Source organism: Neisseria gonorrhoeae, assembly GCF_003315235.1.
Classification (GTDB): Bacteria; Pseudomonadota; Gammaproteobacteria; order Burkholderiales; family Neisseriaceae; genus Neisseria; species Neisseria gonorrhoeae.
Map to the genome: position 1 here is coordinate 39,374 of NZ_QNRU01000005.1, position 14,204 is coordinate 53,577.

The window sequence follows — 14,204 nt, forward strand, 5'->3', positions numbered from 1 at the left end:
CGCGTTTTGTGGAAAAACTGCAATGCCGTCTGAAAGCCCTTCAGACGGCATTTGTTTCCCCAAACGCATCATCCTGCCGCAAGCCTATGCCAATCCGTTTTATCGCATCGGCAACTCAAAGAAAAATCCATTTCATTCCCACGCAGGGAAGCCGGTTTTTGATTTCGGTTATTTTTGGTTGTTTCGGGTAATTTATGAGTCGTCATTCCCGCAAAAGCGGGAATCAGTTTTTTTATAGTGGATTAACAAAAACAGGTACGGCGTTGCCTCGCCTTGCCGTACTATTTGTACTGTCTGCAGCTTCGTCGCCTTGTCCTGATTTTTGTTAATCCACTATAAATTTCAGCCATTTCCGATAAATTCCTGTGGCTTTAGCTTTCCGGATTCCCACTTTCGTGAGAATGGCGGCGGAGAGGTTTCTGTTTTTCCGATAAATCCCACAACCTAAAATCTCATCATTACCGCGCAGATGATATGTTGCCCGTCAACACCAAATAAAAATAAAACCGTAATAAATTGATTTATGTTGTTATTTTTTATTTACTGTATGCAAATGCACGGTTACAAAGATATATTTGCATAACTGTTTAATTTTGTTGAATTTTATTAATTCAATCAGTGTCTTTCCGCATCGTAAGGCTGCCCGGTTTTAACAATGTAATAGGCGGGCTTCGCCAGTTTGCGCATGATGGCAACGATGATTACCATCTTTGGCTTACCCGCTTTTTTCAGATTATTTATTAATTTCGGAAATGCGTTAAAACGGTAAGCACAAAGGGCGGGCATATACAGCGGGAATCCGTTTTTTGAGTTTCGCTTAAGTTCAATAAATCCTGAAACTTTAATCTCGCCGTGAAAATGAATTTTCTATTTCAATTTGTCATATATAGTTAATTTTTTAGGGTATTTTATTTTTTGTTCCAAAGTCAAAATATGCCGTCCGAACGTTCGGGCGGCAGACAAAACGGCACTGCCCGATAAAGGCAGTGCCGTTGTCCGTTTTAAACCGTGAAACATCAGCCCAAATCAAAGGCTTTATGCAATACCCTGGTTGCCAGTTCCATGTATTTTTCGTCAATCAATACGGAAACTTTGATTTCGGAGGTGGAAATCATTTGGATGTTGATGCCCTCTTCGGCGAGCGTGCGGAAGATTTTGGCGGCTACGCCGACGTGCGAACGCATACCCAAACCGACTGCGGAGACTTTGCACACGGTGTCGTCGCCGTCGATAGAAGCTGCGCCGATACTGTCTTTACGTTCCGACAGGATTTCCAAAGTCTGTTTGTAATCGCCGCGCGGTACGGTGAAAGAAAAATCGGTTGTGCCTTCGCTGCCGACATTTTGGATAATCATATCGACTTCGATGTTGGCATCTGCGACCGCGCCCAAAATCTGATAGGCGACGCCGGGCTTATCGGGCACACCGCGCACGTTGATGCGGGCTTGGTTTTTATCGAATGCGATACCGGTTACGGCAGCTCTTTCCATGTTGTCGTCCTCTTCAAAGGTAATTAAGGTGCCGTTGCCGCCGTCTTGCAGGCTGCTCAGTACGCGCAGGCGCACTTTGTATTTTCCGGCGAATTCTACTGAACGGATTTGCAAAACTTTCGAACCGAGGCTGGCCAGTTCGATCATTTCTTCAAATGTAACCGTATCCATACGGCGCGCTTCGGGTACGACGCGGGGGTCGGTGGTGTAAACGCCGTCTACGTCGGTATAGATTTGGCATTCGTCCGCTTTGAGGGCTGCGGCAAGCGCAACGGCGGAAGTGTCGGAACCGCCGCGTCCTAGCGTGGAAATATTGCCTTCACTGCTGATGCCTTGGAAGCCGGCAACGATGACGACTTTGCCGGCGGCGAGGTCGGCGCGCATTTTTTCGTCATCAATGCTTTCTATGCGGGCTTTGGTGTGGGCGGTATCGGTTTTGAGGGAGACCTGCCAGCCTGTGTAGCTTTTGGCATCCACGCCGATATCCTTCAATGCCATTGCCAAAAGGCCGATGGTTACTTGTTCGCCGGTAGCTAAGACGACGTCCAGCTCGCGCGGATCGGGATGCTCCTGCATTTCGTGCGCCAACGCAACCAGACGGTTGGTTTCGCCGCTCATGGCGGATACGACGACGACGATATCGTGTCCTTCGGCGCGGGCTTTAGCGACACGTTTGGCCACGTTTTTAATGCGCTCGGGCGAGCCTACGGATGTGCCGCCGTATTTATGTACGATTAACGCCATGTTTCATGCTTTCTTGTGTGGGATTGGTCGGGCAGCATGGTTTGCTGGAAAAGCGGCTATTATTACTATTTTTTACATGAAGTTCAAGAACGGACTGCGCTTTCCCGCCTGCCGTTTGACAGCGGTCAGCGAAAAACCTGTTCTTTCAGATTTTTGACAAAATGCCGTCTGAACGGTTTTCAGACGGCATACGGACAGTAATTAAGCAACGGACAACGCATTTTGCTGATAACGCAGCAGTTCGCCTATGCCTTTTTGCGCCAGTGCAACCAGTTTGCCCAACTCGTCCAAACTGAATGGCGCGCCTTCCGCCGTTCCCTGTATTTCGATGATTTTCCCCGATGCGGTCATGACGATGTTCACATCACTGTCGCAGCCGGAGTCTTCGGGATAATCCAAATCCAAAAGCGGCACGCCGTTCACTACGCCCGCTGATACGGCGGCAACAGCTTCGAGGATGGGGTTTTCACTCAAAATGCCGTCTGAAACCAGTTTGCCGACGGCGATTTGCAGCGCGACAAACGCACCGGTAATCGAAGCCGTACGCGTGCCGCCGTCCGCCTGAATCACATCGCAATCAATCAGGATTTGTCGTTCGCCGAGTTTTTCCATATCCACGACCGCGCGCAGCGAACGCCCGATCAAGCGTTGGATTTCTTGTGTGCGTCCCGACTGTTTGCCCGCCGAAGCTTCGCGGCGCATACGCAAAGCGGTTGAGGCAGGCAGCATACCGTATTCCGCCGTTACCCAGCCTTGGTTTTTGCCGTGCAGAAACGGTGGGGCATTTTCGTCCACGGAAGCGGTACAAATCACTTTGGTATTACCGCATTCAATAAGGCACGAACCGTCCGTATGCGGCAGGAAATGAGGGGTGATTTTGATATCGCGCAGGCTGTCGGCGGCGCGTGAGGTGCGGATATAATCAGGCATACTGCCCTCCCGTTAAAAACAGATAAATTAAAAAGCCTTAAATATGAAAAATCACATTTAAGGCCTTCAAACTGAAAATTTCTACGCCTCTTCGGCTTTGCTACGGATAATCAAAAGCGGCAGGTGGCTTTGGCGCATTACCGTTTCGGCGAAACTGCCCATCAAAAGGTGCATCAGCCCGGTGCGCCCGTGCGTGCCCAACACCAGCAGGCCGGCACCGTTTTCATCGGCATAATCGACCAAATCCTGCGCCATTTCGCGCGCACCCTTATTGGCAACCAGCAGGTGTTTGACGGTATTTCCCACACCCAGTTCCCGGGCGGTGCGCTCGGCGGCATCCAAAACCTCGTTGCCTTGCGCGACGGCGGCGGCCTCGTAACTTTCGTGTTGCAAAAATTCGGGGGCGAGCGCCATATATTCGGCAGGATTGGCAACGTGTACCAAAGTCAGACGCGCACCGTTGACCCCGGCAAGCTCGGCGGCGTGTTTCAGGGCATTGATGGACGTTTCACTGCCGTCAACGGCAACGACCAGATGTTTGTACATATCGTATTCTCCTTTTGCACCGTCTCACGGTGCCGTCTCTTCAGGTTTGCGCAAAGGCAGTCTGCGCCGTTTCATTATAGACCCGCCGTCGGGCTTTATACAACAGCCGAACAGCCTGACTGCTTTCCAGTATAATATGCCGCTTTCGTGCAGTCAGGCATTTTTTTGCCGGCTTTCGTTCACTTTTTGATTTGACGCAATCTTGCAGGATTCGACCATGTCCGACAACGCTTTGACCTCTTCGCGACGCTTCGGCGGCATCGCCAGACTCTACGGAGACTCTGCCTTGACGCACTTTTCACAGGCACACGTCTGCGTGGTCGGCGTGGGCGGGGTCGGCTCGTGGGCGGTCGAGGCTTTGGCGCGCACGGGCATCGGGCGTTTGACTTTGATTGATTTGGACAACGTTGCCGAATCGAATGTCAACCGCCAGCTGCACGCCCTGACCGGCGACTTCGGCAAAGCAAAAGTTACCGCCTTGCGCGAACGTATTACACAAATCAATCCGCAATGCGAAGTATTTGAAATTGAAGATTTCGTTACCGAAGACAATTTGCCGGAATACTTCGGAAAAGGTTTTGATTTCGTCATCGACGCGATCGACCAAGTGCGCGTCAAAGCGGCAATGGCGGCTTATTTTGTGGAACGCAAACAACCGTTTGTCCTCAGCGGCGGCGCGGGCGGACAGAAAAATCCCGCCCTGATTCAAACCGCCGATTTAAGCCGCGTAACCCACGACCCGCTGCTTGCCAACCTGCGCTACACCTTGCGGAAACGCTACGGCTTCAGCCGCGATACTAAGGAAAAAATGCGCGTGCCGTGCGTGTATTCGACCGAAAATATCATGCCGCCGCAATCGGGCGCAGCGTGTTCTGCCGATGCCGCGCCGCAGGGCTTGTCATGCGCCGGCTATGGCGCAAGTATGCTCGTTACCGCTTCGTTCGGACTGTATTGCGCACAGGCGGCGGTGGAACACATCGCGGGCAAAAAATAAGCAATGCCGTCTGAAACAGGATTCAGACGGCATTTGAACAAACGCGGCAATCAAGCTGTCGGTTCAGAAAAACCAACATCGGCACGCCTAAAACCGTATTCACAATCTACTCCTTTTCAAAATATTTGCATTTAAAAGCCGTTATAATGCCGTCCGAACATCTGCCCGACCACATTATGCGTGAATGCCGGCAGATTGTTTTCTTTTGTAAACTTATATTAAAATTCACTTACCAATTCACGCCATGCCGCCCATCCCTGCCCTATCCGCACCATCCGAGCACACTGTCGCATGGGTATTCGGCCAACCCGTTACCGATTTGCCGCAGGATTTGTTTATCCCGCCCGACGCGCTGAAAGTCGTATTGGGCAGTTTTCAAGGCCCTTTGGATCTGCTGCTCTACCTTATCCGCAAGCAGAACATCGATGTTCTCGATATTCCGATGGTGGAAATTACCGGGCAGTATCTGCACTATATTGCCCAAATGGAAGCCTATCAGTTTGATTTGGCGGCGGAATATCTTTTGATGGCGGCAATGCTGATTGAAATCAAATCGCGCCTGCTGCTGCCGCGTACCGAAGCCGTCGAAGACGAAGAGGCCGACCCGCGTGCCGAGTTGGTGCGCCGTCTGCTTGCCTACGAGCAAATGAAACTGGCGGCGCAGGGTTTGGACGCGCTGCCGCGTGCGGGACGGGATTTCGCGTGGGCTTACCTGCCGCTGGAAATTGCAGCCGAGACGAAGCTGCCCGAGGTTTACATCGCCGATTTGATGCAGGCATGGTTGGGCATTCTTTCTCGGGCAAAACATACGCGCAGCCACGAAGTAATCCAAGAAACCCTTTCCGTGCGCGCGCAAATGACGGCAATCCTGCGCCGTTTGAACGAACACGGGATATGCAGGTTTCACGCCCTGTTCAATCCCGAACAGGGCGCGGCTTACGTGATCGTCAACTTCATCGCCCTGTTGGAGCTTGCCAAAGAAGGATTGGTCGGAATCGTACAGGAAGACGGTTTCGGAGAAATCCGAATCAGCCTCAATCATGAGGGGGCGCATTCAGACGGCATTTTCGGCACACGGGGCGGGCGCGATGTGTTCTAATACGCCCCAAGCCGCCACCAGAAATCGGGAGACACGCCATATGACCGGCATCATACATTCGCTGCTCGACACTGACCTCTACAAATTCACTATGCTGCAAGTAGTCCTGCACCAGTTTCCGCAGACGCACAGCCTTTACGAATTCCGCTGCCGCAACGTCTCGACCGTCTATCCGCTTGCCGACATCAGGGAAGACTTGGAAGCCGAACTCGACGCGCTCTGCCGGCTGCGCTTCACCCACGACGAACTCGGCTATCTGCGCTCCCTGCGTTTCATCAAAAGCGACTTTGTCGATTATCTCGAACTCTTCCAGCTCCAACGCCGCTTTGTCGAAGTCGGCACAGACGATAAAGGCCGTCTGAACATCCGTATCGAAGGCCCGATGATACAGGCGATGTTTTTTGAAATCTTCATCCTCGCCATTGTCAACGAACTTTACTTCCGCCGGCTGGAAACCCCTGCCGTTATCGAAGAAGGCGAACGCCGGCTTCAAGCCAAAGCCGCGCGCCTGAAAGAAATCGCCGCCGCACAGAATCCGGACGAACCGCCCTTCCTGATTTCCGACTTCGGCACGCGCCGCCGCTACAAGCTCGCGTGGCAGGAACACGTCATCCGCACCCTGCTCGAAGCCGCCCCAAGCATCGTGCGCGGCACAAGCAACGTTTACCTCGCCAAAAAACTCGGCATCACCCCCATCGGCACCATGGCGCACGAATTCCTCCAAGCCTTCCAAGCCCTCGACGTGCGCCTGCGTAATTTCCAAAAGGCCGCGCTCGAAAGCTGGGTGCACGAATACCGGGGCGATTTGGGCGTCGCCCTGACCGACGTGGTCGGTATGGATGCCTTCCTGCGCGATTTCGACCTCTATTTCGCCAAACTCTTTGACGGGCTGCGCCACGACAGCGGCGACCCTTACGTTTGGGGCGACAAAGCCTACGCCCACTATCAAAAGCTCAAAATCGACAGCCGCACCAAAATGCTGACCTTCTCCGACGGGCTGGACATCGAACGCTCTTGGGCATTGCACCAATATTTCAAAGGCCGCTTCAAAACCGGCTTCGGCATCGGCACCAACCTCACCAACGATATGGGGCATACGCCCTTGAATATCGTGTTGAAACTGGTCGAATGCAACGGGCAGTCCGTCGCCAAGCTCTCCGACTCGCCGGGCAAAACCATGACCAACAACAGCACCTTCCTCGCCTACCTGCGCCAAGTGTTCGGCATACCCGAACCTAGAACGCCGTAAACCGGCAGAAAAAGCGTACAATTCCTGTTTCCGCCGCATAAAATCTTTTAAAATACCGCCTGATTTGAATTTAACCGAAAGACCGAACTTCATGAACCTACATCAAACCGTCGAACACGAAGCCGCCGCCGCCTTTGCCGCCGCAGGCATCGCCGGCAGCCCCGTTGTCTTGCAGCCGACCAAAAATGCCGAGCACGGCGATTTCCAAATCAACGGCGTGATGGGTGCGGCGAAAAAAGCCAAACAAAATCCGCGCGAACTGGCGCAAAAGGTCGCCGAAGCATTGGCGGGCAGCGTCGTCATCGAAAGCGCGGAAGTGGCCGGACCCGGCTTTATCAACCTGCGCCTGCGCCACGAATTTCTCGCTCAAAACATTCATGCGGCTTTGAACGATGCGCGTTTCGGCGTAGCGAAAACCGACAAACCGCAAACCGTCGTCATCGACTATTCCTCGCCCAATCTGGCGAAGGAAATGCACGTCGGCCATCTGCGTTCCAGCATCATCGGCGACAGTATTTCGCGCGTGTTGGAATTTACGGGCAACACCGTTATCCGTCAAAACCATGTCGGCGACTGGGGTACGCAATTCGGCATGTTGGTTGCTTATTTGGTCGAGCAGCAGAAAGACAATGCCGCGTTCGAGCTGGCGGATTTGGAGCAGTTTTACCGCGCCGCCAAAGTGCGCTTTGACGAAGACCCTGCCTTTGCCGACACCGCACGCGAATACGTTGTGAAGCTGCAAGGCGGCGATGAAACCGTGTTGGCGTTGTGGAAACAGTTTGTCGATATTTCGCTCTCGCACGCCCAAGCCGTTTACGACACGCTGGGCTTGAAGCTGCGCCCCGAAGATGTGGCGGGCGAATCGAAATACAACGACGATTTGCAGCCTGTAGCCGATGATTTGGTTCAAAAAGGCCTGGCGGTTGAAGACGACGGCGCAAAAGTCGTGTTCTTGGACGAGTTCAAAAACAAAGAGGGCGAACCCGCCGCATTTATCGTGCAAAAACAAGGCGGCGGCTTCCTTTATGCTTCCACCGATTTGGCGTGCCTGCGCTACCGCATAGGCCGTCTGAAAGCCGGCCGCCTGCTGTACGTCGTCGACCACCGCCAAGCCCTGCACTTCGAGCAACTCTTTACCACTTCCCGCAAAGCAGGCTATCTGCCTGAAAATGCAAAAGCCGAGTTTATCGGCTTCGGCACCATGATGGGCAAAGACGGCAAACCGTTCAAAACGCGCAGCGGCGACACCGTAAAACTGGTTGACCTGCTGACCGAAGCCGTCGAGCGCGCCACCGCTTTGGTGAAAGAAAAAAATCCCGAATTGGGCGCGGATGAAGCCGCCAAAATCGGCAAGACCGTCGGCATCGGCGCAGTCAAATACGCCGATTTAAGCAAAAACCGCACCAGCGATTATGTGTTCGACTGGGACGCCATGCTCTCATTTGAAGGCAACACCGCCCCCTACCTGCAATACGCCTACACCCGCGTGCAAAGCGTGTTCCGCAAAGCCGGAGAATGGGACGCAACCGCACCGACCGTTTTGACCGAACCACTGGAAAAACAGCTTGCCGCCGAGCTTCTGAAATTTGAAAACGTGCTGCAAAGCGTGGCGGACACCGCGTATCCGCACTACCTCGCCGCCTACCTTTACCAAGCCGCCACCCTGTTCAGCCGCTTCTACGAAGCTTGCCCGATTTTGAAAGCCGAAGGCGCAAGCCGCAACAGCCGCCTGCAACTGGCAAAACTCACCGGCAACACGCTGAAACAAGGCTTGGATTTGCTGGGCATCGATGTGTTGGACGTAATGTAAAACCGCACCGCCCGATTGCGGACAACAGCCCTGCAATCAACCGGCGGACCATCCTCATCCGAATCTGAAAAAGCGGCGCGATACACCGTATCCGCCGCCCCTCCCAAAATGCGAAACAGACAAACGCCAAGCAAGCAAGCAAGCAAGCAAGCAAGCAAAAAATTATACCCCCCCTTCCTGCCGACGCACGCACTTTCCGCGCGGCGTATTCCCCTTTTCCCGCCCCTCAAACCCGCCTTTTCTTCAGGCAGGGTTTCAGCCCGCCTCCTTTCCCTGTTTTCCTTCCTTCAACACGCGTGCTCGCCCCCTGCCGCACCGTGCCGCACTTTCGCGCCCGGACGGCATCGTTCCGCCATCCGGTTCTCTGTTTTAAATACCCCTGTTTCAGAAAAAAATGCAGATGTTTCAACACACAGGACGACATATAAAGCACCGCCCTATGTGTCGTCCTGATTTGGAAGGGGTTGCGCCCCTTCCTAAATATAGTCTGATCCTGCCGCCCCGAAGGACAGATGTCCGAGTGGCGGGGTTTCAACCGAAAAGGAAATACGATGAATATTCACGCCCTGCTCTCCAAACAATGGACGCTGCCGCCATTCCTGCCGAAACGGCTGCTGCTGTCCCTGCTGATACTGCTGGCCCCCAATGCGGTGTTTTGGGTTTTGGCACTGCTGACCGCCACCGCCCGCCCGATTGTCAATTTGGACTACCTTCCCGCCGCGTTGCTGATCGCCCTGCCTTGGCGTTTCGTCAAAATTGCCGGCGTATTGGCATTTTGGCCGGCGGTTTTGTTTGACGGGCTGATGATGGTGATCCAACTCTTCCCTTTTATGGACCTCATCGGCGCCATCAACCTCGTCCCCTTCATCCTGACCGCCCCCGCCCCTTATCAGATAATGACCGGGCTGTTGCTGCTGTATATGCTGGCGATGCCGTTTGTGTTGCAGAAAGCCGCCGCCAAAACCGACTTCCGACACATTGCCGTCTGTGCCGCCGTTGTGGCGGCAGCCGGCTATTTCACCGGCCATTTGAGTTACTACGACCGGGGGCGGATGGCCAATATCTTCGGCGCAAACAACTTCTATTACGCCAAAAGTCAGGCGATGCTCTACACCGTCAGCCAGAATGCCGACTTTATTACCGCCGGCCTGGTCGACCCCGTCTTCCTCCCCTTGGGCAATCAGCAGCGTGCCGCCACGCGGCTGAGTGAGCCGAAATCTCAAAAAATCCTCTTTATCGTCGCCGAATCTTGGGGGCTGCCGGGCAATCCCGAGCTTCAAAACGCCACTTTTGCCAAACTGCTGGCGCAAAAAGACCGTTTTTCGGTTTGGGAAAGCGGCAGTTTTCCCTTCATCGGCGCGACGGTCGAAGGCGAAATGCGCGAATTGTGCGCCTACGGCGGTTTGCGCGGGTTCGCACTGCGCCGCGCACCCGACGAAAAATTTGCCCGCTGCCTCCCCAACCGTTTGAAACAAGAAGGTTACGCCACCTTTGCGATGCACGGCGCGGGTAGTTCGCTTTACGACCGCTTCAGCTGGTATCCGAGGGCGGGCTTTCAAAAAATCAAAACCGCCGAAAACCTGATCGGTAAAAAAACCTGCGCCATTTTCGGCGGCGTGTGCGACAGCGAGCTGTTCGGCGAAGTGTCGGCATTTTTCAAAAAACACGACAAGGGACTGTTTTACTGGATGACGCTGACCAGCCACGCCGACTATCCCGAATCCGACATTTTCAACCACAGGCTCAAATGCACCGAATACGGCCTGCCCGCCGAAACCGACCTCTGCCGCAATTTCAGCCTGCACACCCAATTCTTCGACCAACTGGCGGATTTGATCCGACGCCCCGAAATGAAAGGCACGGAAGTCATCATCGTCGGCGACCATCCGCCGCCCGTCGGCAACCTCAATGAAACCTTCCGCTACCTCAAACAGGGACACGTCGCCTGGCTGCACTTCAAAATCAAATAACAACAATGCCGTCTGAACGCACCAACAGCCTTCAGACGGCATTTTGCAGACAGACCGACCTCCTCAAGCCCACTTTTTTCATCATCTCCGATAAATTGCTTTGTAAGAATCCAAAAATCCAAAATCACAGGAAGTTATCAAAAAAACAGAAACCATCCGCCGTCGTTCCCGCGAAAGCGGGAATCCAGACCCGGAAACCGCAGAAATTTATCGGAAAAACCGAAACTCGAAAACAACGGACAGAATTCCCGCCTGCGCAGGAATGACGGCTCATACATCACCCAAAAAAAATTGAAACCAAACAGCTGGGATTCCCTCTTGCGTGAGGCTGACAGATGCCGTCTGAAAGACTTTCAGACGGCATAGGGCGTTTTCTCTTTGAATTTAAATTTTGCCACAAAAAAGCCGCCCCAAATGAATACCCGGGCAGCTTTTTGTTGATATGACTCCAATCAGCGGTGTTGCGGATTGTAACGTTTTTCCAAACGCAGGAATATCCAGCCTAAGAAAGTCGTCATCAACAGATAAATCAGGGCGGCGGTGTAAAGCGGTTCTTCATAAACCGAATACCGGCCCGTAATCGTATTCTGAACATACGCCAACTCCGCCACAGCAATGACCGACAGCAGCGAGCTGTCTTTCAAGAGCGTGATGAACTCGCTCGCCAAAGGCGGCAGCATACGGCGCAATGCCTGCGGCAGAATCACATAGCGCATCGCCTGCGGATAGGTCAGTCCCAAAGAACACGCCGCCTCCATCTGTCCTTTGTCTATAGACTGGATGCCCGCGCGGAAAATCTCACAGATATACGCCCCCGAGTTGGCGATCAGTGCCAAAGAACCGGCAATCAGCGGCCCGTATCCGCGACGCAGCGCGATTGCCGCCTCGCCGCTGACCAAAATGCCGTCTGAAGGATGGACGAAAAACGGAAACCACACATACGCCCAAATCACAATCTGCACAAACAGCGGCGTACCCCGGAACAGGGTAACGTACAGCAGCGAAACCTTACGCAACGCCCACGCCAGCACGCGCATCGGCGCACCGGCTTTTTCCAAGTGAATCAGGCGCGCCAACGCCAACAACAGACCCAATACCGAACCGCCCGCCGTCGCCACGACCGTCAGCCCCAAGGTCGTCAGTGCGCCGTAAAGAAACATCCAGCGGTATTCGTAAATAATGTCAAAACGAAAATCCATAAACCGTCCGTATCAAAAACCGGCGGAACTGCCGCCGTTGCAAAATAATCCGCCATTTTACCGTAAAAACCGCCGCCTGAACTTTTTTATCGCGGCAGACGGCGGTTGCGCGTCTCCGCAAAAATGCAGGGCGCGCGGTTTTCAGACGGCATTTGCCGTTCAAGGCCGTGCGGTGTCTTTACCAAATGCCCAACCATTCGCCCACGGAATCCATCCAATCCTTATTGCCCCCGCCGCTCCTGCCTGCCCGGCGGTACGCCCACGGCGCTTGCGGATTTTTAGCTTTCCACAATCCTTTGCGTTCCCTTTCCGCCTGAATTTGAGCGTCGGCATAGTCGGCAAAATCCGCCTTATCCTGCTGTTCTTTAGCATAACTTTTATAATGCCACGCCGCCCCGTCCTGCACCTGCATCAGGTTCAAATCGGTTTTGCCGGCGGATACCTGCGCCACTTCGCGCTGATAGCGGTCGGTTTCAAACACACGTACACTGACTTTCCTACCCTCCGCCGCCGCGCGCAGGTTGTCGCGCGAACGTGTACCGTAAGCCTGTTTCATCTCCGGTGCGTCGATATACGCCATCCGAATTTTATGTTTCGCGCCGTCGCCGTCGATGACGTGAAGGGTATCGCCGTCATAGACTTTGGACACCGTGCCTGTGTAGCTGTGGCCGGATTTCGCCGATGCCCGTCGGCGAACGGGCGCGTCGGAACCCACGTCCCCTGCAGTGCCGAGTACGTCGAGTACGGCAACCGCCGTCCGCACCGCCTCACTGTCATATCCCGTATAACCCAACGCGCCCAAAAGCGACAGGGCGACGGGAAGCCATTTCATGATTTTTTTAATCTGCATATTTTTCAAATGCCGATGCCGTCTGAACATCTCTGAACCGGATTTCAGACGGCATCTTAACGTCAGGATTACCCTTGGCAGGGATAGATGACTTTCGCACCCTCTTCCGTCCCCAAAATCAACACATCGGCGGCATCGCGGGCGAATATGCCGTTTTCGAGTACGCCGGTGATTTTGTTGATTTCATCTTCCATCGTCAGCGGCTGATCGATATTCAAGCCGTGGACATCGACGATTTGGTTGCCGTAAAACGTGGTGTAGCCGATACGCAGTTCGGGCTGTCCGCCCATGGCAAGCAGTTTGCGCGAAACAAGGGAGCGCGCGCTTTCGACGGCTTCCACGGGCAGTGGGAATTTGCCCAGCCGGGAAACATATTTGCTTTCGTCCGCAATGCAGACGAATTTTTCTGATGCGCTGGCGACGATTTTTTCGTTGAGGTGCGCGCCGCCGCCGCCCTTAATCATTTGCAGGGCGTGGTTCACTTCGTCCGCACCGTCGATATAGACCGCCAAACCGGACACTTCGTTCAGGGACACGACGGGAATGTCGTACCGGGCAAGCAGTTCGCCGGATTTTTTGGAGGTTGAAACCGCGCCTTTGATTTTTTTACCGCTTTTGCCCAAGGCTTCGATGAAGAAATTGATGGTCGAACCGGTACCGATGCCGATGTATTCGTTTTCGGGTACGAATTCGACTGCTTTTTCGGCGGCGATGCGCTTGAGTTCGTCTTGTGTCGTCATATTTTTATCCTTTGGGAAACCGTATCAACAAACAGCCGCCATCTTAACATTTTTTTGCACGTCCTGCCCGCCGCGTTCAAATCCGTACCAGCAATACCGCCGCCTGCGCCTCTATGCCTTCCATCCGCCCGAGATAGCCGAGTTTTTCGTTGGTTTTGCCTTTGATATTGACGCACGAAATATCGATACCCAAATCGGCGGCGATGTTGGCACGCATTTGCGGAATGTGCGGTGCGAGTTTGGGTTTCTGTGCAATCACGGTCGTATCGACATTGACCGCCTGCCAACCCTGCGCCTGAACGCTTTGATACGCCGCACGCAAAAGGACGCGGCTGTCCGCATCTTTGAACTCTGCGGCGGTGTCGGGAAAATGGCTGCCGATGTCGCCCAAACCTGCCGCACCGAGCAGCGCGTCGGTAACGGCGTGCAGCAGCGCGTCGGCATCCGAATGCCCGAGCAGCCCTTTTTCAAATGGGATTTCAACTCCGCCAAGTATCAGCTTTCTGCCTTCGGTCAATTGGTGGACATCGTAGCCCTGTCCGATACGGATATTCGTCATCGTTTGTGTTCCTGATGTTTTGAA

At 53.8% G+C, this 14,204-nt stretch carries 16 protein-coding genes and 1 pseudogene; 8 read left to right on the forward strand and 9 right to left on the reverse strand.

The window, feature by feature from the left end:
* The first annotated feature begins 22 nt into the window (after window positions 1–22).
* Window positions 23–238 carry a hypothetical protein gene (locus DFR77_RS03880; protein WP_003691062.1) on the forward strand — a complete coding sequence of 72 codons (216 nt, stop codon included), beginning with the start codon at window positions 23–25 and terminating at the stop codon, window positions 236–238.
* A 377-nt stretch (window positions 239–615) separates the two neighbouring features.
* Here DFR77_RS03880 and DFR77_RS03885 read toward each other — a convergent pair.
* The 4 genes and pseudogenes from DFR77_RS03885 to DFR77_RS03910 all read right to left on the reverse strand — a co-directional run.
* Window positions 616–792 (reverse strand): annotated as a pseudogene (locus DFR77_RS03885) (IS110 family transposase); the annotation flags it as partial.
* A gap of 224 nt (window positions 793–1,016) precedes the next feature.
* Window positions 1,017–2,234 carry an aspartate kinase gene (locus DFR77_RS03895; protein WP_003688344.1) on the reverse strand — a complete coding sequence of 406 codons (1,218 nt, stop codon included), beginning with the start codon at window positions 2,232–2,234 and terminating at the stop codon, window positions 1,017–1,019.
* 201 nt (window positions 2,235–2,435) lie between these two features.
* Complete coding sequence (gene rph, locus DFR77_RS03905; protein ID WP_003688342.1) at window positions 2,436–3,164, reverse strand: ribonuclease PH; 729 nt, start codon at window positions 3,162–3,164, stop codon at window positions 2,436–2,438.
* A gap of 81 nt (window positions 3,165–3,245) precedes the next feature.
* A complete protein-coding gene (locus DFR77_RS03910; RefSeq protein ID WP_003688341.1) occupies window positions 3,246–3,710 on the reverse strand; it encodes a universal stress protein in 465 nt (154 codons plus the stop codon).
* A gap of 217 nt (window positions 3,711–3,927) precedes the next feature.
* Between DFR77_RS03910 and DFR77_RS03920 the strand changes: the two genes are divergently transcribed.
* From DFR77_RS03920 to DFR77_RS03950, 7 genes are all read left to right on the forward strand, one after another.
* Window positions 3,928–4,704, forward strand: coding sequence for a tRNA threonylcarbamoyladenosine dehydratase (locus DFR77_RS03920; RefSeq protein ID WP_003688340.1), 777 nt, complete (start codon window positions 3,928–3,930; stop codon window positions 4,702–4,704).
* 3 nt (window positions 4,705–4,707) lie between these two features.
* Window positions 4,708–4,839 (forward strand): hypothetical protein, encoded by a 132-nt coding sequence (locus tag DFR77_RS14350; RefSeq protein WP_003704139.1) that lies wholly within the window; start codon window positions 4,708–4,710, stop codon window positions 4,837–4,839.
* A gap of 109 nt (window positions 4,840–4,948) precedes the next feature.
* The gene (locus DFR77_RS03930; RefSeq protein WP_003696990.1) at window positions 4,949–5,803 is read left to right on the forward strand and encodes a segregation and condensation protein A; all 855 of its coding nucleotides are present in this window, start codon (window positions 4,949–4,951) and stop codon (window positions 5,801–5,803) included.
* Between the two features lie 40 nt (window positions 5,804–5,843).
* Window positions 5,844–7,052 carry a nicotinate phosphoribosyltransferase gene (gene pncB / locus DFR77_RS03935; protein WP_010358295.1) on the forward strand — a complete coding sequence of 403 codons (1,209 nt, stop codon included), beginning with the start codon at window positions 5,844–5,846 and terminating at the stop codon, window positions 7,050–7,052.
* Between the two features lie 91 nt (window positions 7,053–7,143).
* Entirely contained in the window at window positions 7,144–8,862 is a 1,719-nt protein-coding gene (argS, locus tag DFR77_RS03940) for an arginine--tRNA ligase (protein WP_113852046.1), read from the forward strand.
* A 551-nt stretch (window positions 8,863–9,413) separates the two neighbouring features.
* On the forward strand, window positions 9,414–10,832 hold the full coding sequence (locus DFR77_RS03945; RefSeq protein WP_170123223.1) for a sulfatase-like hydrolase/transferase: 1,419 nt from the start codon (window positions 9,414–9,416) through the stop codon (window positions 10,830–10,832).
* A 5-nt stretch (window positions 10,833–10,837) separates the two neighbouring features.
* Window positions 10,838–11,098 (forward strand): hypothetical protein, encoded by a 261-nt coding sequence (locus DFR77_RS03950; protein ID WP_003688331.1) that lies wholly within the window; start codon window positions 10,838–10,840, stop codon window positions 11,096–11,098.
* Window positions 11,099–11,284: 186 nt separating this feature from the next.
* Here DFR77_RS03950 and DFR77_RS03955 read toward each other — a convergent pair whose 3' ends face one another.
* The 5 genes from DFR77_RS03955 to ispF all read right to left on the reverse strand — a co-directional run bounded on the left by DFR77_RS03955 (window position 11,285) and on the right by ispF (window position 14,180).
* Window positions 11,285–12,031 carry an amino acid ABC transporter permease gene (locus tag DFR77_RS03955; protein ID WP_003688329.1) on the reverse strand — a complete coding sequence of 249 codons (747 nt, stop codon included), beginning with the start codon at window positions 12,029–12,031 and terminating at the stop codon, window positions 11,285–11,287.
* Entirely contained in the window at window positions 12,015–12,194 is a 180-nt protein-coding gene (locus tag DFR77_RS13960) for a hypothetical protein (protein ID WP_002212887.1), read from the reverse strand. Before DFR77_RS13960 ends, DFR77_RS03955 begins: the two co-directional genes overlap by 17 nt.
* Window positions 12,195–12,209: 15 nt before the next feature.
* Window positions 12,210–12,881 carry a thermonuclease family protein gene (locus DFR77_RS03965; RefSeq protein WP_020997344.1) on the reverse strand — a complete coding sequence of 224 codons (672 nt, stop codon included), beginning with the start codon at window positions 12,879–12,881 and terminating at the stop codon, window positions 12,210–12,212.
* A gap of 68 nt (window positions 12,882–12,949) precedes the next feature.
* Complete coding sequence (gene rpiA, locus DFR77_RS03970; RefSeq protein ID WP_003688327.1) at window positions 12,950–13,621, reverse strand: ribose-5-phosphate isomerase RpiA; 672 nt, start codon at window positions 13,619–13,621, stop codon at window positions 12,950–12,952.
* A gap of 76 nt (window positions 13,622–13,697) precedes the next feature.
* Window positions 13,698–14,180, reverse strand: a complete 483-nt coding sequence (gene ispF, locus DFR77_RS03975; protein WP_002218386.1) for a 2-C-methyl-D-erythritol 2,4-cyclodiphosphate synthase — start codon at window positions 14,178–14,180, stop codon at window positions 13,698–13,700.
* Window positions 14,181–14,204: the final 24 nt, after the last annotated feature.